The organism is Ruegeria halocynthiae (assembly GCF_000743705.1).
In the GTDB taxonomy this organism is placed as follows: Bacteria; Pseudomonadota; Alphaproteobacteria; order Rhodobacterales; family Rhodobacteraceae; genus Ruegeria; species Ruegeria halocynthiae_B.
In genome coordinates, this window is sequence record NZ_JQEZ01000001.1 from 1,168,065 (window position 1) to 1,185,246 (window position 17,182).

Genomic DNA, 17,182 nt, shown 5'->3' on the forward strand with positions numbered 1-17,182 from the left:
CATGAACCGCTTCCAGTTGCTTCCACAATGCTTCCACGGGGCGAAGACAAGTAAAGGGAATGAGCATGCCGAAACTGACCAAACGCGCCGTAGAAGCCCTGCCCGTTGAGGTGAAAGACTACTTTGTTTGGGATAGTCAGATTGCCGGGTTTGGTGTCCGCGTCATGCCCTCCGGTGCCAAAACCTATCAGGCGCAATATCGCAAAGGTGGAAGAACACGGCGTGTCTCTATCGGTCGGCATGGCAAGATCACAGTCGACGAGGCACGGAAGCTGGCAAAGGAAGTCATGGGGCAAGTGGCAAAGGGAGAGAACCCTGCCGAAGAGATTTCCCAACATCGCCGCGCACCCACGGTTGCGGCCTTGTGTGAGCGGTTCTTTGACACTCACGTCAAAGAACGCTGCAAACCTTCCACTCAAGGGGAGTACCGTAGGGCAATAGACCTGTTCATTGCTCCGGCCATCGGCAGCTTCAAAGTGGTTGACGTGGAGCGGAAAGACATTGCCGAGTTGCACCACAAGTTCCGGGATAAACCCTATCAGGCGAACCGGACATTGGGCGTGTTGTCCAAGATGTTCAATCTGGCGGAAATCTGGGGCTTGCGCCCTGACGGGTCAAACCCGTGCCGCCACGTCCCGAAATACCGCGAAGAAAAGCGGGAACGGTTTCTGAACCAAAATGAGCTGCAACGGCTTGGGCAGGTTTTGGCAGACGCAGAGCGGGATGGGGCAGAGTCACCGTTTGTCGTCGCCGCCTTCCGATTGCTGATCCTGACCGGCTGTCGCCTTGGTGAAATCCAGACCTTGCAATGGTCCTTCATCACGGACGTTGGAATGGAGCTACCAGACACCAAAACGGGTGCGCGACGCATTCCCCTGCCCCAAGCCGCCAGAGCGGTTCTGAGTGCGCTGCCACGGCTTCCTGACAATCCTTATGTCATTACTGGGGCTGGACCCGGCCACTATGCCACTGACCTGCAAAAGCCATGGCGACGTATACGTAAGCGGGCCGGGTTAAACGACGTCCGTATTCATGACCTGCGCCATACCTATGCGTCGAATGCCGTTTCGTCGGGCATGCCAATCCAAATGGTTGGGCGGTTGCTGGGTCACAGTCAAATTCAGACCACCATGCGATACGCACATCTGGCCGATGATCCGGTGCGGCGGGCGGCAGAAGAAAACGCGGCACGGCTCAATACATTCGTTGGTGCGGAGGAGACCGGCCACGGGTTGCGCCTAGTTAGGTAAGTCATTCAGAGTGACCAACTCTATGAACGTATACATAGGCGGGCTACGTTACGTAGGGCCCCTACGTATACGATACGTTACATAGGGGTTTTCTCCCTACCCGGGGTATACCCGGCCCCGCGTATACCCCGGGTAGAGCGAATCGCTAGAAGCGCTCATAACCACATAGAGCCCTTTGCTGCCATTGCCGCTCAGCGTAGGCGCTGCGGGTGCATTCGGCAGCTTTCGGTCGGATTGCAGACCATGTTCCTCAGGGTGATGAAAACAAACACTGCGGGACATTGCCGCCTTTGACTTGCTAAGACAGATTAGCGACCGCGCCGACAAATTCGGTCCACCGCTCGCGATCCACAAACCCATAATGTCCTGCACCCGCCCACTCGTGCGCTGTACAGTTGGGAAGCTCAGAGCAAAGGTGCCGTGGCATTTCCGGTGAGATAATATCGTCCGCAGTACCATAGAACATCTCCACCGGTTGCTGGATCTCCTTTGGCGAAAATCCCCAATCCCAAAGAGCCATCGTCATTTCGAAAACTCCTTCCTCGTGTTGCAGATAACCAAGGCGAAAGTTCTCTTCGAATAAGGCTTGCTGCTCTGGATTGCGGAGTATTGTTTTGGCTTCGTCGGGCATTTGGTCAACTACAGACTCCACGTATGAAGGGATGTCTTTCAAAGCACTTTTAGCGCCCATACGCTCTGCCCAGCGGATCAGTAAGGTCAAATGGCGCAATTTCGCGATGGTCTTCAGATCCTTCAGCACCAGCATTTTAGTAACGCCGGGTTCATCGAATGGTGCCACAGGAGAAGCGAGCGCTACCTTGCGCACACGTTCGGGCATGTGAAATGCCACCGCCAAAGCGTGGGGGCCGCCTCCGGAATGGCCCGCCACGTTGAAGGAATCGAGGCCAAGATGGTCAGCCAGGTCCTCCATATCAGCGCCCCAATCGACCATCTTCCGGTCCTTCTTCGGGCTCGACCCTCCAACACCGGGTTCGTCTGCTGCAATCCATCGCATTCCAAGCGAAGCGGTCAGACTATCGTCGGGATGACGAATTACGTGAGAGTCGGAAAACCCATGGCTAAAAATCACTGGTGTTCCATCTGGGTCGCCGTAAGTGCTGAATGCAAGCGTTCTACCATCTCTAAGAGTTATTTGATTGGTCAAGTTGTTCTCCAAAAACGAAATAACTTTGTGTGGTGAGTTCATTGGACTGCTGGCGTAGTTTTAATCCGAGGATACGAGCCGATCTCACCTTTTTGTACCATAACTATTGGGCCACATAATGAAACGCCGATGTCAGATTGGGCTCGGAGCGGCCATTCTCTGCGACGTGCCCGAGCTGGTGCGTAGAGCCCTTACCGGACCTTCACCAAACGTTGAGTCTTCGCTCGTGCAGCAAGTCGCAAACCGCTTAAACCGGACATTGGATTTCCCAGGCTGGAACGGTGATAGAGCGGACTTTCCCGCCTTTTGCTCACGCGGCCTTTGCTGACGCAGCATCACTTTGCGGGCGCGGAACCCTCTCTGCTGCGTTGCAGCCAATGTCGCCACAGCGGTCATTCAAAGTGCCGCTGAGCCACAAAATTCAAACCGTGCTTTCGCCGCAGGCGGTTCCAACGATTCAGTCGCGAACGGAGCCGCCGTTGGACCTTCTGTTTTCTACGGCCGCTTTTTGCACGGACCATTCTTATGGTAGGAGGCATAGATGGAATATTCAGTCATTCTCCGCGGCTATCGCTACAGTGTTTACAATCGTATTGCGCGAGTAGTGCTGCACGAGAAGGGTGTCGCGTACAAAACTGAAGAGATTGATCCCTTCGCAGCCAATGTTCCGGAAGATTATCTCAAACGGCATCCATTTGGACGGGTGCCTGTCCTAAGCCATGGCGAGTTTGATGTATTCGAAACTTCCGCAATCGCTCGGTACGTCAATGCGGCTTTTGAGGGGCCGGAATTGATGCCAACCGAAGCTGAGACACTGGCGCGCGTCACGCAGGTGGTCTCGATTGTCGATAGTTACGGTTATCGACCCATGGTCCGACAGGTTTTTGCCCATCGAGTTTTTCGGCCCGCTGTCGGTGAAGTCGCAGATGAAGCTGAAATCACAGCGGGCATCGATGCGTCTCACACTGTACTAGGTGCACTGAACAACATTGCGAAAGAGGGCCGCGTCTTGGATGGCCAGAGTTTCACCATTGCAGACTGCCATCTAGCGCCGATGATCGCCTACTTTGTGCAAGCACAGGAAGGCGCTAGTGCATTGAAGGCTCACTCAAAGCTCGCTGACTGGTGGGCAACCGTATCGCGGCGAGAAAGCCTCCAAGCCACCGAATCCGGCCTTCCAAACAATTGACTCAATGTGCCTCGTCGGAAGCCGCCATTCACGCAACGCGCAACATCTGTGACTCTGGGCTCATCCGACACTTTCGCCGCACGATCCATGAACGGCGGGCCTAGTCCGGCGTGGCGTTCGCTGCGCCGCGCACGGGTAGGAAAGATGCGGACAAAGGGTGAATTCGCTGCGGCTGCTCCAATGTCGGCTTTGGCGAACTTGAATCTAGGCATTACTTCGCAATGGTAAGCCTTAAATCCGCCGAAACTTGCTGCTATCTTGGGCGCATGAAGAGAACAGACTTTACCTTTCGACAGGCGCAATCAGCCTTTGATCTAATTTCCGTTCTTCAGTCGTTTGCTGATGACAAGTTGGCTCAGTATGGCGGGTGCGATCTTCCCAAAATAGTGAAAATTGGGGCCTGCCGGTTAGAAAATGAAGATGATGTCAGATGCTACGATGCGCTAGTATCAACCGCGCTGGAAGGAAGCTCAGGGGCTGAACTTGCGGTGGCCGTACTTGTATCGAATGAGCTTCAGCGCGGTTTATGGTCGGGTGATGCGAAGGAGTTAGCCGAGATAGCAACTGGGAGCATTAGAAACGCGCCACTGAAGTTGCGATCAGCCATTCTTCGCGGGTTGGATACTTTAGAAGACTACGCTCATAGATACGAGCCCGCGTCTTATCTGCTACCAGATCAGAGCCGTCTCACAATGCCACGGGATCAGATACTCCCAAATCTATGCCAAATTGCGCGTAGAATGGATCAGCAAACTCGCCAGAGCGTTGCGAAGGCAGACTACGGCTATCAAGTAGATGAACACTTGCGCGCGCTAGATGAAGTATTGTCTTCGGAGAACTGCCAGTTTCCGAAAGGCGAAACATGGGTTCCTAGCGAAGTTGTCGAACTCGTTGCACACGTGCGTGAAACACCGGGTTTTGTCGTTTGCACAGCACTTTTGTTGGCTAACGCACTTCCCGACAATGATCGAATGGGGTGGTTCGACTTCCGTTGGGAACGCCTTGCCGCTGAGTACAACGCATTGCCCGGCACTGTGCGTGGTCCAATCTTGGCTGGCTTTCGGTACCTGTATGAAGCGGACAAGGAATTTCTATGGTACTCAGAGCGCAAAAAATGGCACCCTGTTAACGCACCAGAATTGATGATTTCGTGGGACTAGTTACTCCGTTAAGACGACTTGAATTTTCCTAACGTGGCAGAACCGGACATTGGCTGCACGGCAGAAGTTTGGTGACTCTGGGCTCAAAAGCTGCCCAATGCTCGCGCGGCGACGCTATTGCAGAACGCTGGTCTAGACCAGCCATCCGATCATCGAGCCAAGTCATTGATCTGGATTGACCTCTCGCAACGAGCTGCCCTAGGCAGATCAGGAGCCGTGGTTTGCCTACCGCGCAACGAAAGCTGACTGCGAGCCGATATTGTTGAAAAACTCGCTCGTTTTGGCGCGCGTGTGCGAGTGATGTCGTAGATTTAATTGGGGCAAGCGGAGGTGGTCCATCTTTTTAACCTGCAGCTGGCACCATTGGCTTGAGCTTGGCTATTTTCCGGAGGTTCTGGGCGGTAGCTGCGAGAGTAAATTCGTCTTGGACACCGCAAGGGCCACGTAATCGGAGCCGTCCGAGGCCGAGGATGCGTTTGAGATGGGCGAAGAGCATCTCGACCTTCTTGCGTCGCGCTTGAGCTTTCGGATTGAACTCGGAAGCGGTGCATTTGCGTGCAAAATCTCTGACGACTTCATATTTCTCGCGATGGACTGAACGCGTATCGGCTTTGGGACAGCACTTTGCCTTCAACTCGCAGCCTGAGCAGTCCGACTTCAATGCCCGATAGTTTCTGGCCTTCCAAACAGGCGCATTCCGCTTTGGATCAGAATAGGTCCGCCAGGTGTGCCGCATCTCCTTGCCGCCCGGGCAGATGTAGCGGTCGTTCTCATCGTCCCAGGTGAAGTCGGACCGCGAGAAGGTGCCGTCCTTGCGTTCGCCTTTGTCAAAGACCGGGATGAACGGCAGGATTTTCCGCTTCAGTGTTAACCAAACCAGATTATCGGCGGCACCATATGCGGTATCAGCTGCAATCCAATCCGGCTTCAGGCCAAAGCGCTCTTCGGTGCGGTCGAGCATCTTGCGCATTGCGCCCACCTCGGCGGTCTTGTTCGAGCGGCTAGCATCGACGTCCACAATGATCCCGTGGTCCGTGTCGATCAGATAGTTGTCAGAATAGGCAAAGAACGCAGGTCCTTTGCGCGCGGCCGTCCATTGGCTGGCGGGATCGGCATGGGCGGTGAACTTGGGTTTGGCTGTGGTCGCGGCACCGAAAGCCTCATCGTCCAGGGTATCAAGATACTCGCGCACAGCACGGGGTGCATCTACGGGATCAATCTCGCGGGCTGCCCAGTCCTCGGGATTGCTCGAGTTCTGTTTCTGAACATCAGCGCTGATTAGGCTGGCATCGACAGCGAAGCCCTGGCCACCGACCAAGCCTTCTTCCATGCAGCGTGCCACGGTTGTCTCGAAGACATGGCGCAAGAGATCACTTTCCCTGAAGCGGCCGTGGCGATTCTTGGAAAAGGTAGAGTGGTCCGGGATGCGGTCGGTCAAGTCGAGACGGCAAAACCAGCGGTAAGCCAGGTTCAGATGCACCTCTTCGCAAAGCCGCCGTTCCGACCGGATACCGAAGCAATACCCAACTAACAGCATCCGGATCAAAAGTTCCGGATCGATCGATGGACGGCCAGTGTGGCTGTAAAAATCCGACAGGTGCGCGCGCATAAGGCTGAGGTCAACGAACCGGTCAATCGACCGTAGCAGGTGATCGTGGGGAACGTGATCTTCTAAAGAGAACTCATAAAACAGCGCTGCCTGCGCTTCCTGCTTCGGTCCCATCATCTCCAATCCTCCCGCTTGTTGCGAGAATTGAATCAGCCTATTACGCCTCGATCAAGAAAGAGTTTTTCAACAAAATCAGCCCATAGCTACGGATGCTGCGTTTCTGCTGAAGGTCTGCTATTGCTTACAAGGAAATTTTCATTTCTGAAAAATCGAGCGGATTTAAGAGCGTGGCTAGAAAAGACTGGATCGATCACGGGTACGAGATGTCTGAGAACCCTGCCTGCAAGGAGCTATTTGAAATTCAGGAATGGCTTGTTAATGGCGACCTAGATCAACTGGAATTCGCAGCGCAGTTAGTGGACAGTTTCCCGCACGGAAATGATGGGTGCTTCGGCTCTCCTTGGATCGTGCATGCCGTCGAATGTGGTTGCTTAAAGTCAGTTAACTGGATGATCGAAAAAGGAGTTAATTTGCAACCTTGTACTACTGACGGGTATCCCCCGGTGCTTGCTTGCATCGAACGTGAAAGCAGGGATAAGTATCAAATCCTCGAAGCATTGATCACGGTTGGCGTTGACATCAATCAGCGAGGTGTCAATGGCTGGACCCCGTTACACATGGCAGCGATAAGAGACGATGAAAGGTCGATGCATATGCTACTCACGGCAGGTGCAGATCGTTCGGTCACGACCTTGATTGATGACAACACAACCGCAGAGGAAGAAGCTCGCTATTTGGGCCATCTAAAGTCCGCCGAATTTATTGCGAGTTTCCGGCCGGACTGACAGCGATCATTGGTGTGCTCGCCTTGTTTGACAGATATGTCCCGCTCCTCGACGGTCGATCCCGGTTGCGGCGAAAGCACGGTTTCGGTTCCGGCCAAATCCACGCCCGTGAATGACCGGATTGGCGACATGCGCTGCGCCGCGACAGCAAAAGTGCTGTGCCTGCGAGCGCATGCTGCGTCAGCAAACACCCGGAAGGGCAACGACGGCAATGTCCGCTTACCGGACGCATGCAGCCGCAGAGATAAGTAGCTTGGGAAAGGCAGCAGTGGGCTCGGAGCAGAGAGTGGCGGCAGCGAGACCAGATCACCCAATTCTCATCGCGGTTTACTGAAGCCGAGACATGTAGCAGGCAAGTCTTGATTTGAGTTGAGGGACCGCTTTCGGGTGTTCCAAAAACTCTAGGATATCCATCATTCGCCAGAACTGCCCTTCTTTGCCAAACTTTATCTCTGAAACCTCAGTCTTCGAAATCTGCGCGACCATGAAGTAAGCATGCTCGCTCGGCGCGCTGGCATTTGGGTATCGCCGTCTCCACACAATGCGGGCAATATCTAGTTTTAAATCAAATTCTTCTTCAGTTTCCCTAAGCACGCATTGTTCCGGTGTCTCGTTCCCCTCTCGTCCCCCGCCCGCCAGGTCCCAATGGTCCGGAAATGGGATTGATGGTTTGTTGTCACGCAAGTAGGTGACAACCTTTTCTTCACAGATGAGCGCGATTTTTGCACCAGAWAAGCTATCAAAACGCTTCATGGCATTTGTCTCCTGAGGCCATCTTGCTACGCATTCTAATGCAAGATTTCAAAGCAGTCACATGACCGTTTCGTTCGCTTACCGGACGCATGCACGCGCAAAGATCAAGTAACTTGGGAAAGGCAGGAAGGGGCTCGTTCGACCCGTCGAGGCAAGTCGCAGAGAAAGTCGGCAACGAGCCCATACTTTCGGATGCTGCAAACTGCCTGAATGCCCGCCTTCAATGCTTCTCGGACCCCCGCATTCGATAAGATATCAGGTTAGTTTTGCTGTCGCGCTAATCCAATGTGATGGTCCCCGAAAATGTACTGCTGGTCGCTGGCCAACGCCTCGTGGCACGCCGAGCACTGTTCGCGGGGCAGAAGTTTTGAAGTAGCCTCGTAGGGCTCAGCATGATGCCCAAAGTTAAAGTATCCCAGATGGCCTGTTTCTGTGGGGAACCGTTGGACGTCCTTCACCAACATGGCCAATCCGTTGTAGTGGCTCTCGGTGAGGACTTCACCAGCATCGGCTTGCTTTGTAGCAGTGAACTCTTTCACGATCTGTGTTCCATTGGGCCACGTTCCAGTGGCCATGTATATCGCGAAAGCCATGGGTTCGACATAGGTGTCGATGTACTCGCTGGTCGGTATCGGAAGATTGTCGATAATGTTGATTTCACCCTGCGGTATCAAAGTCGTGCCAACATTTACCCATTGTCTGTGATTCAAAGGCCGGTTTACGGTTCCGTCCGCATTGAACGACACAGGTAACTTGATCGCCTCTTCGGCCATTGATGCAGCACTAAAACACGCCAGAACGGCTGCGCCAGCAATTAACCTTTTCATAACATTTCTCCGGCTTAGTTGGCTGACCCGGCCACAAAATTCAGCGGCCGGGAACTTGAGTGAGTACGGTTGGAGTTATTTTGCGGGCAGGATGTATGGGAACTCAGCCGTGTAGCGATGGCTGTCATTAGCGTTGTCGTCGACCGGTACGCCCATCATGAGCTGTAGCACGGTGTTCATCGCGTCATCTTGCAGTGCGCGCCCGTTCAGATCATCGACGGCGTAGCTGGCCTCTGACCCAGGGCGATAGGTAATCACGTCGGGCATGACCATATCCGCGACATTCTCCGCGTATTCTACACCGTTGCCGACATCTGCTTTGGATGCAGAGACCGCCCAGAACACATTATTTACGATGGCTTGGCGGCGTTCTTCCACGTCAAGATCTGGTCGGTGCTGTTCGTGGTCTTCCTGAACCGCGGGTGTGTCGGACAGGAATACATAGGGGAACAACACATTGGCGTGCCGATCAACCTGGCTCCATTCACCCTTGTGAGGCACTGCGGTCGTCGTGAATACCTTGATCACGTCGCCCAGCATGGAGTTCGGGATATCAACGACGATAAAGCTGGCGGTTGCACCCAGGAACAGATCTCCGTCTTCCTGAAAGATCTCCGGTGAAAAATTTCCACCCTGCTTGGCGGCATTGAACTTGGCCAAACCGACGCCATTGCCAAAGAACGGTTCTTCGCCGCGCCCGGCCCAGACCCGAATATCATCCGACAGGGTCAGCATGTCGCCAACATTCCCTTGGCCAAGAGCTTCACCCGTTTCACCAACATCTGCATTGGGAGAGCCGATCTTGTGGGCTTGGATACTGTCGCCGTCAAAAGTGAACGCAAGCGTCATACCGGTTTCAAAACTGTCATCCTGTGCGATATGGATATTGTAGATGCCATCATTGCCAAACGTGACACCAGCAGGCGAGTCCGCTGAACCTGGTGTGCTTGGGTTTGCAGAAGAAATGATGGTTGTGTAGCCATCATTGCTGGATTGAAAGACATAGGTGTCATTGAGGTCGTATTCCGGGTATTGCCCCTGTAACCCCGAGATAAAATGGCCCGATGCCAGCGCCATTCCAGCAACGCTTGCTGCCGCCAGAGATGCTGTTGTGATAGTGGCATATACGGACCCGGATCCATGTTTCATTTTGGTTCTCCCATAACAATTGTGCAGGTTTAAAACCCGGCATGTCGTCACGCCGAGTGGAAGTTTCTGTGGGGCAGTGTTGTGGCTACCGCAGGTCGGCAATTGGTACGAAGCGCAGCGCCGAAGACTTGATGCAGTAGATCAGCCCCGTTGGCTCCGGCCCATCCAGGAGCAGAAATCCAAGTTGCCGTTTTGATGTCCTTGAACGCAATTTGATGCGTATCAATCCATTTTCGCGCTCGTTGATTTCTTCAACTTTTGCATCTGCAATCGTTCGTAAGAAGCTTGGCCACCCGGTTCCGGCATCGTACTTGTCCTGAGAGGCGAACAGAGGTTCACCACTGAAGGCATCGACATAGATGCCGTCTTCCCAGTGATCCCAGAATTCATTGTCGAATGCGGTTTCCACTTCATCCACCGGCAACTGACTCGCTCCTGCACCCGAGTGTTTTGGCTCAACTCAAGCCCGCGAATTTGTATTCGCGGTGGATCACAGAATAGAAAATTCACTTAACAGTGAGATCTGACCGTATTGCCTCGCCTGAGGCGCAGCGCAGCCGCGTGCACTACATCATGAGTGGGTGGTTCGCCGTTTTCAGCCACTCCATAGCAGATGTGTTTTTCGATCCTCCTTGAGCCTTCCTTAGACGTAAGCGCCTGTTGTTAGGCAGATCGTATGCCACGGCTAAATCGAACGGAAATATCGAGTTGATCGACAACGATAGGCACCGCTTATGGTCGCGGGTTTTGACGTGAGTTGATCTGTCAAAGGGATCTGGGGTAATCGATTGACTACAAAGTGGTCAATTGGCTGGCTGGTATTCTGGCCATTCGTGCCCCGCAGCCAGTTGAGCAAGCGAATGCAAAGCGGGCGTTGGTGTCGATTGCCCTACAGTGGCGAAGGAGACCTTTCTCGACAGTGTTGGCTCGACAATTGGCCGGTGCTCAAGCTCGGGACGCAAAAGCGAATAGCGTGGAATGCAGCAGACACCTACGCCATCTCTTACCAGTCCTTGTATCCAGTCTTCTCGCTGACTTCTAAAGGCAACTTCGAGCTCAAGGTCCAGTTCCTTGTAAAACTCCAGAACTTCCTCACGAAATTCACAATGGAGCCTTTCGACGTATTGCTGCTTTGCAATATTACGCAAAGGCACTGCGTCAAGTTCGGAAAACGGATGGTCGGACGGAAACGCGATGACCATCGGCTCTTCGAACAGCTCAACATAGTCCAGTTGGGGATGTGGTGGGCCATGCCGGGCGCAGAAAGCCCCATCCAGAGCGCCGGACAACAACAATTCGGGTATGGAAGCGGGTGCAACGTCATGCAGTAAAATCGATATCATAGGATGTGTGATGCGAAACTCATCCAACATCGGGGCCAGTACACCGGGACCAACCGTGCACATCAGACCAATATTCAGTTCGGCAATTTCCCCATCATTTACAGCCTTGGCGGTTGCCCGAACCATATGTCGGGTACGATCAATCTGTTCAAAATGAGCCCGCAATGACCTGCCCAGCTCGGTCAATTCATTGTCGCGTCCATCCCTTTGGATCAACTCTCCACCAAGCTCGGTTTCCAATCGTTTGATTGCCTGTGTCAATGCCGGTTGGGAAACGAAGCACTGCTCCGCCGCCCGAGTGAAGTTCAGCGTGTCGGCGAGCGCCAAGAAGTATCGTATCTGATTGAAGTCCACGGTATTCGAAATCCCCTGTTGGTCTTCAAATGTCACGTAGAAGCGTTTCAAAGGCAAGACGCCGCCATAATGGGTCGTGACCATCTCTGTTGTGACAGGCCAACCAATATTCGCATGCAGATTAGATTCATGGGTCCAATAGGGAAATCTGGTCGCGCACGATAAGCGATGCCTATCGTCGTCGATCAAATCGCTATTTCAAATTTGCACTCCCAAAAACTACGCTCCCTCAATACCAACTATCCCAGTCGAATGGCTGGCTACGTCTCTGACGGGTTTTTAACGCAAGCGCTTGAAGATACGGCGAAAGAGAAAAAAGGAGCAGAAGCTGATGATCCAGTATTCCTTAACATTTCTATTGGTCACCATCTTCTTTCTATTGTCACCGCAGCACGCAAATGCAGAAGATGCTCCTTGGGGATACGTCGGTGAAACTGGCCCTGAGCACTGGGGTGAGTTAAGCCCGGCGCTGAGTATTTGCTCCCAAGGCCGCGAACAGTCGCCAATCGATATTGAGACATCGATGACCGTCAAGGCTGAACCGCCAGCCTTGGTCCTAAGCTGGCAGGCCTTCGCACCCGCGATCACGAATAGCGGGCATTCTCTGGAAATCAGCACACAAGGCAAAGCTGGCAGTGCTGCCGTCGGCAATCGGACTTACCGATTTGTCCAATTCCATTTTCACCACGGATCTGAGCACCGTATCAATGGCAAACAGATGGAAGCGGAAATCCATTTCGTCCTGTCCGTCGTCATATAAAATGGGACATCAGAGCGGCTTGATTATTGGAGGCTCTGGTTCGTTAACGTGATTGATTATGCGGCTTGTTTTTGATGTTGCAAGCGGCGCTGTTGGATTGTCAGCTTCTTGATCTTTGCCCTTTCTCTGATGATGGCTTTGTCACGCCCGAAGTAGACGTCTGCCGGTGTGACGTTGTTCAGGCTCTCGTGGTATCGCTCGTTATTGTAGTAATCGACGAAAGCCTCGATCTGACGTTCCAGATCGCCGGGCAGGTAGTAGTTTTCCAGCAGAACCCGGTTCTTCATGGTTTGATGCCAACGCTCGATCTTGCCCTGGGTTTGCGGGTGGAACGGAGCGCCGCGAACATGGCCCATCTTTTGGTCTTCCAGCCATTCGGCCAAATCGCCGGAGATGTAACAGGACCCATTGTCACTCAGCAGGCGTGGCTTGTGCCGAACGATGGCCTGGTCGCATCCAGATGCCGCCAGAGCCAGTTCGATTGTGTCAGTCACGTCTTCGGCCCGCATGTTTGTGCAGAGCTTCCAGGCAACGATATAGCGGCTGAAATCGTCCAGGATCGTGCTGAGATAAAACCAGCCCCAGCCGATGATCTTGAAGTAAGTGAAGTCGGTCTGCCACATCTCGTTGATGGCGGTGGTTTTATCCGTGAACTCGTCGGCTGCTTTGATCACGACGTAGTCTGGTGCGGTAATCAGATCAGCTTCCTTCAAAAATCGATAAGCAGATGATTCAGAAATAAAATACCGCTTTTCGTCGGTGTATTTGACCGCCAGCTCCCGTGTCGTTAACACCTCATGTTCCAACGCAAACTCGATCAGATCATCCCGCCTAGCTTGTGGAATGCGGTTCCAGACAGACTTTGGGCAAGGTGAGCGATCCGCCAGGGCATCAAAGCCGCCTTCGACATAGCGATCATACCAACGATAAAATGTCGTGCGGGGGATGCCCAGCATGTCCAGGGTCTGCTTGGTGGGCAGATGGGACCCCTCAACGGTGCGGATGATCTCCAGTTTCTCAGAGGCAGGGTATCTCATTCCTCGAACTCCCCAGCCCCTGTCATGCTTTTTTTGAGCAGGCGGTTTTCAAGGGTCAGATCGGCGACGCATTCCTTCAGTGCCGTCGCCTCGGATCGAAGCTCCTTCACTTCAGGCGACGTCGCTTGCCGGGCTGTATCGCCAGACAGACGGCGTTTCCCGGCTTCGAGGAACTCCTTTGACCAGCTGTAATACAGGCTCTCAGAAATGCCCTCGCGCCGACACAGTGCCGAGATGCTTTCCTCACCACGAAGACCCGCCAAAACAATGCGGATCTTCTCCTCCGCCGAATAGGTTTGCCGCGTCTTGCGGCGGATGGTTTTGACCAACTTGGTAGCCGAAGCTTTGCTGGTTCCGGATTTCTTGTTCATCTTCACTCCTTGACGGTTACGATGAACCAGAAATCCTCCGTTGTTCAAATCCTCAAATCTGTCCCACAGGTGCTGACGTCAAACAAGCCATACTTTCGTCCCGAAGTTGTGCCAAAATTCCCAAACGGGAAATCTCTACTTCCCGGAGATGCTTGGCCGTTCTTTGCAACCACAACAACGGTTTATGGAACCGCAGAAGCAAACGACGCCGATGACGATTTTCGGTTTGTTTGGCGGATGGATACAGGACTAATCCGAAGAAACGAAGACCCCATAAGATATCAACGCCTTATTGAGGAAGCTGGTCCATTACTTGACGGCACACGGCATGGGGGGTTCGGATCAGAAATCATAATGCGGCAGCTTCAAAAGCAGCCCGCATATGCGGATCAAACCTGCCGGACGCGGTGGATCGCAATCGGCAACGCAGGTATCTAACTTCCTGCCCGCTCAATACCGTTTTTTGCCGTTATTATATTCCGCACAGTAGCTGCGTGCCACTTGCCACCTCGTGCTATTTTGATGCCCCGCGCGTTCAGTTACGCCTCGATCTGACGAAGGGATGCAACACAGCCGACCTTCGCGCGTCGCGCAGCATCAGTCACTATGGGCTCGCAGCGGTCGAATGCACCTGCAAAGATCCAGCGTTCCCAAGGCTTCGGACAACAGCCATTCGAACCAACGCTATATTATTCAAAAACTTGCGTTTGAATGCTCGCGAACCTCAGACGACTATGCAACGAGTATCTACAATGCCGTCTTGAGTCTGGGGCCCGCAGCTGATCACATAATTGACCGTTTTTTGGGATCTTGGTTTATCCAGTTGCACAAACTGCAGGATACGAACGCGTTCTGCGCTCGCTGGAAGTCGATGATTCAGTTTGTCGATCACCGGAATATGAGGAGCGATCTTACGATCAACCAACCAACCCAACATCGGACCAGATCCATAGGCCGTGTCTGCAATCAGCCTTTCAGGGTGAAGATCGAACCGCCTTTTAACCCGGTCCAGCATCGTCTTTGTCGATCCGACTTCGGCTTGCCGGATGGATCTGGTCGCTTCGACATCCACTATCACGCTGTGATCTGTATCGATGAGGTAGTTATCGGAGTACGCAAAGAATGCTGGCGCCTTGTGCGCGTTCGTCGGGAAAACGATTCACTGGATCGTTTTCTGATCCTCCTTACTCCATTGGCTGGCAGGGTCGGAATATGAAATGAACTTAGGCTTGTGCCCAGCAGTGCGCCAACTGGATCGCGCCCTCCTGCCGTTTGAGCAGGCGGTTGTATCCGGCATACAGTGGGGTGAAAAGAAGTGATTGTGCTGCGGCTAAGGTGAATACTGGTGGAATTCAGGACTTGCATTGAAAACAAAATAAACAGTTGATGACGAGGCGATGCGGTCGCGGGAAAAAGTTGATCCCAGGTATTAGCTTTGGTGAAACATGGTTCGGATCCTGAGATGGGTAGAATTTAACGGGAACAAGACTTGTTAGGCGCAATAATCAACGCGGCTTCGCAGCGTTACATGGATATTCGTTTAGGTATCCCAGGCGGATACCGAGTGCGCATTGTTGAACGCCCCAGCCTTTGGATGCCGAGCGATGAGCTGGACAATCTGGTTGTGGATTTGCGGCATGTGGCGTCGAAAACGCTGCCCGCTGGGGAACTGATGTACGGCGTGTTTGCCGGAGATCGGGATCGGCTTGAGCATTCGGTGATCACTCTGATTTCGCGCAGGGATGACGATGCTCCTGTTGCCTTCAATGCTTTGGCGTTGATGGATGTAAACTTGGGGCATCAGTCCGAGGAGGTCTTGCATCTGGGATTGGTGATGGTTGATCCGGACCTTCGCAGCCAGGGATTCAGCTGGGTTCTCTATGGGCTGACCTGTGTGTTGATCCTATTTCGAAATGGTATGCGCCCGCTTTGGGTTTCGAATGTGACGCAAGTCCCGGCAGTGGTGGGGCTGGTCGGGCAAGGCTTTGCCCGGGTTTTCCCGACGGCACCTCCTGGACCTCAGAACCGGCGCAGCCTTCTGCATCTGCATTTGGCGCGGAGTATCATGCGTCATCACCGCAATGTATTTGGTGTCGGTCCTGATGCGGGGTTTGACGAAGACCGCTTTGTGATCACCAACGCCTACACGGGCGGGTCGGATAATCTGAAGAAAACTTTCGAAGATGCTCCGAAACATCGGGATCAGATCGTGAATGAGTTCTGCGAGGACCAGCTCGATTACGACCGAGGCGATGATGTCTTGCAGTTGGGGCAAATGGATATGCCGACCGCACTGTCCTATGTCGGGCGCGAGGTTCCGCGCGGGTCCTTTGCGGCCCTTGCCCTTGCCGTCGGCGCGGCGGTTTTGCAACGACTTGCGATGCCACTCTGGCAATGGGCAGATACGCGGCACGAATTTGGCATCCTTAGACCACGAGAGCAAAAAAAATGACGGTCTTTACCTACCCAGAGTTCACCACTCGGAACCTTGGCTTTGTTTCCGCGGACGAACAAACCCGTTTACGCAACGCCTGTGTTTTCGTCTGCGGCACCGGAGGTATGGGGGGCAGTGCAATCATGTCACTGATCCGTGCAGGTGTAGGCCGGTTGATACTGGCTGATCTGGATGCGTTCGAAGTTTCCAACCTGAATCGTCAGCTGTTTGCGACGCTGAAGACTGTCGAACAGGACAAGGCTCAGGCAACCCGTGATCAGTGTCTGCAAATCAATCCCGAGGCTGAGATAGAAGTGCTTGGGGCGGATTGGCCCGACCAAGTGGAGCGTCTGGTTCAAAGCGCGGATGTGGTGGTCAATGGCACGGACGATCTTGGTGCCAGTTTACTGCTGTATCGCACGGCGCGGGCCAAGGGGCGCGCCGTGATTGATGCCTATGCGTCTCCTTTGCCGTCAGTTTACGTCACAGCGCCCGGCGATCCCATGCCCGAGGAGCGTTTGGACTACACCACATGTGATACCAATTGGAACGAGCTAACCCCTGAGATGCGTGACGCAGCAGCAGCGGCCGAGGCCGAATACGTGCTGACCCATTCTTCATCCCGGCACCACGTAGATCTGGTTCTGGCAGGTGAGGTGATCGCCGGAACCCGCAGCCGTATGTCCTTTGCGCCAATGGTGATCATGGCAGGAACGTTGATGGGTGGAGAGGCGCTTCAGGCCGTTCTGGGGCGGTCTCGCGGTGCGGATTATCGAGGTTGGTTCCTGAACCCACACACCGGCAGGGTCGAGCGGCCCTTGCCAAGTTTTCTTGCTGCACTGATGCGTCCGCTGGTTCGACGGCAGATGAACAAGTTGCTGACGCCATGACTGACACGGCAAACTTTCTGGCGGATTCCTGGGTTTCTCTTTGTGC

General features: G+C 53.7%; 16 protein-coding genes and 1 pseudogene. 8 read left to right on the top strand and 9 right to left on the bottom strand.

Annotated elements, in window-relative coordinates; all coding sequences use genetic code 11:
• The first annotated feature begins 65 nt into the window (after positions 1-65).
• A complete protein-coding gene (locus JT51_RS05690; RefSeq protein WP_037309580.1) occupies positions 66-1,250 on the top strand; it encodes a site-specific integrase in 1,185 nt (394 codons plus the stop codon).
• 298 nt (positions 1,251-1,548) lie between these two features.
• Here the strand turns inward: JT51_RS05690 and JT51_RS05695 are convergent, their stop codons facing one another.
• Positions 1,549-2,415, bottom strand: a complete 867-nt coding sequence (locus JT51_RS05695; protein WP_200876064.1) for an alpha/beta fold hydrolase — start codon at positions 2,413-2,415, stop codon at positions 1,549-1,551.
• A 541-nt stretch (positions 2,416-2,956) separates the two neighbouring features.
• Between JT51_RS05695 and JT51_RS05700 the strand changes: the two genes are divergently transcribed.
• Both JT51_RS05700 and JT51_RS05705 read left to right on the top strand, forming a co-directional pair.
• Positions 2,957-3,604, top strand: a complete 648-nt coding sequence (locus tag JT51_RS05700) for a glutathione S-transferase family protein (protein WP_037308845.1) — start codon at positions 2,957-2,959, stop codon at positions 3,602-3,604.
• Positions 3,605-3,870: 266 nt separating this feature from the next.
• On the top strand, positions 3,871-4,764 hold the full coding sequence (locus JT51_RS05705; protein ID WP_037308848.1) for a hypothetical protein: 894 nt from the start codon (positions 3,871-3,873) through the stop codon (positions 4,762-4,764).
• A 343-nt stretch (positions 4,765-5,107) separates the two neighbouring features.
• Here the strand turns inward: JT51_RS05705 and JT51_RS05710 are convergent, their stop codons facing one another.
• Positions 5,108-6,490: an IS1182 family transposase gene (locus JT51_RS05710; RefSeq protein WP_037308851.1), complete on the bottom strand. Its 1,383-nt coding sequence runs from the start codon at positions 6,488-6,490 to the stop codon at positions 5,108-5,110.
• A 206-nt stretch (positions 6,491-6,696) separates the two neighbouring features.
• Between JT51_RS05710 and JT51_RS22190 the strand changes: the two genes are divergently transcribed.
• Complete coding sequence (locus JT51_RS22190; RefSeq protein ID WP_235216116.1) at positions 6,697-7,218, top strand: ankyrin repeat domain-containing protein; 522 nt, start codon at positions 6,697-6,699, stop codon at positions 7,216-7,218.
• 327 nt (positions 7,219-7,545) lie between these two features.
• On the opposite strand, the gene JT51_RS05720 is transcribed toward JT51_RS22190, so the two are convergent.
• From JT51_RS05720 to JT51_RS05740, 5 genes are all read right to left on the bottom strand, one after another.
• Positions 7,546-7,971 (bottom strand): NUDIX hydrolase, encoded by a 426-nt coding sequence (locus JT51_RS05720; RefSeq protein WP_037308854.1) that lies wholly within the window; start codon positions 7,969-7,971, stop codon positions 7,546-7,548.
• A gap of 260 nt (positions 7,972-8,231) precedes the next feature.
• The gene (locus tag JT51_RS21165; protein WP_051927414.1) at positions 8,232-8,798 is read right to left on the bottom strand and encodes a cytochrome P460 family protein; all 567 of its coding nucleotides are present in this window, start codon (positions 8,796-8,798) and stop codon (positions 8,232-8,234) included.
• Positions 8,799-8,873: 75 nt separating this feature from the next.
• Positions 8,874-9,947 carry a DUF4331 family protein gene (locus tag JT51_RS05730; protein WP_037308856.1) on the bottom strand — a complete coding sequence of 358 codons (1,074 nt, stop codon included), beginning with the start codon at positions 9,945-9,947 and terminating at the stop codon, positions 8,874-8,876.
• A gap of 85 nt (positions 9,948-10,032) precedes the next feature.
• Positions 10,033-10,365 carry a peptide-methionine (R)-S-oxide reductase MsrB gene (msrB, locus tag JT51_RS05735; RefSeq protein ID WP_235216122.1) on the bottom strand — a complete coding sequence of 111 codons (333 nt, stop codon included), beginning with the start codon at positions 10,363-10,365 and terminating at the stop codon, positions 10,033-10,035.
• A gap of 385 nt (positions 10,366-10,750) precedes the next feature.
• Positions 10,751-11,833, bottom strand: a complete 1,083-nt coding sequence (locus tag JT51_RS05740) for a LysR family transcriptional regulator (RefSeq protein ID WP_152563299.1) — start codon at positions 11,831-11,833, stop codon at positions 10,751-10,753.
• Between the two features lie 142 nt (positions 11,834-11,975).
• Between JT51_RS05740 and JT51_RS05745 the strand changes: the two genes are divergently transcribed.
• The gene (locus JT51_RS05745; protein ID WP_152563300.1) at positions 11,976-12,404 is read left to right on the top strand and encodes a carbonic anhydrase family protein; all 429 of its coding nucleotides are present in this window, start codon (positions 11,976-11,978) and stop codon (positions 12,402-12,404) included.
• 56 nt (positions 12,405-12,460) lie between these two features.
• Here JT51_RS05745 and JT51_RS05750 read toward each other — a convergent pair.
• Positions 12,461-13,812 (bottom strand): IS3 family transposase gene (locus tag JT51_RS05750; RefSeq protein ID WP_419177295.1). Its coding sequence is split into 2 segments (ribosomal slippage): positions 12,461-13,474 and positions 13,477-13,812, totalling 1,350 coding nucleotides; the frame shifts between segments, so codons are not numbered across the junction.
• A 21-nt stretch (positions 13,813-13,833) separates the two neighbouring features.
• Here JT51_RS05750 and JT51_RS05760 point away from each other — a divergent pair.
• Positions 13,834-14,250 (top strand): hypothetical protein, encoded by a 417-nt coding sequence (locus tag JT51_RS05760; protein ID WP_037308862.1) that lies wholly within the window; start codon positions 13,834-13,836, stop codon positions 14,248-14,250.
• 430 nt (positions 14,251-14,680) lie between these two features.
• Here the strand turns inward: JT51_RS05760 and JT51_RS21425 are convergent.
• Positions 14,681-15,043, bottom strand: a pseudogene (locus JT51_RS21425) (transposase); the annotation flags it as partial.
• A 297-nt stretch (positions 15,044-15,340) separates the two neighbouring features.
• On the opposite strand from JT51_RS21425, the gene JT51_RS05770 reads away from it, so the two are divergent.
• Together JT51_RS05770 and JT51_RS05775 are read left to right on the top strand one after the other, a co-directional pair.
• The gene (locus JT51_RS05770) at positions 15,341-16,264 is read left to right on the top strand and encodes a hypothetical protein (RefSeq protein ID WP_152563301.1); all 924 of its coding nucleotides are present in this window, start codon (positions 15,341-15,343) and stop codon (positions 16,262-16,264) included.
• Entirely contained in the window at positions 16,261-17,136 is an 876-nt protein-coding gene (locus JT51_RS05775) for a ThiF family adenylyltransferase (RefSeq protein WP_037308871.1), read from the top strand. The genes JT51_RS05770 and JT51_RS05775 overlap by 4 nt, the downstream gene beginning before the upstream one ends.
• The last annotated feature ends 46 nt before the right edge of the window (positions 17,137-17,182 follow it).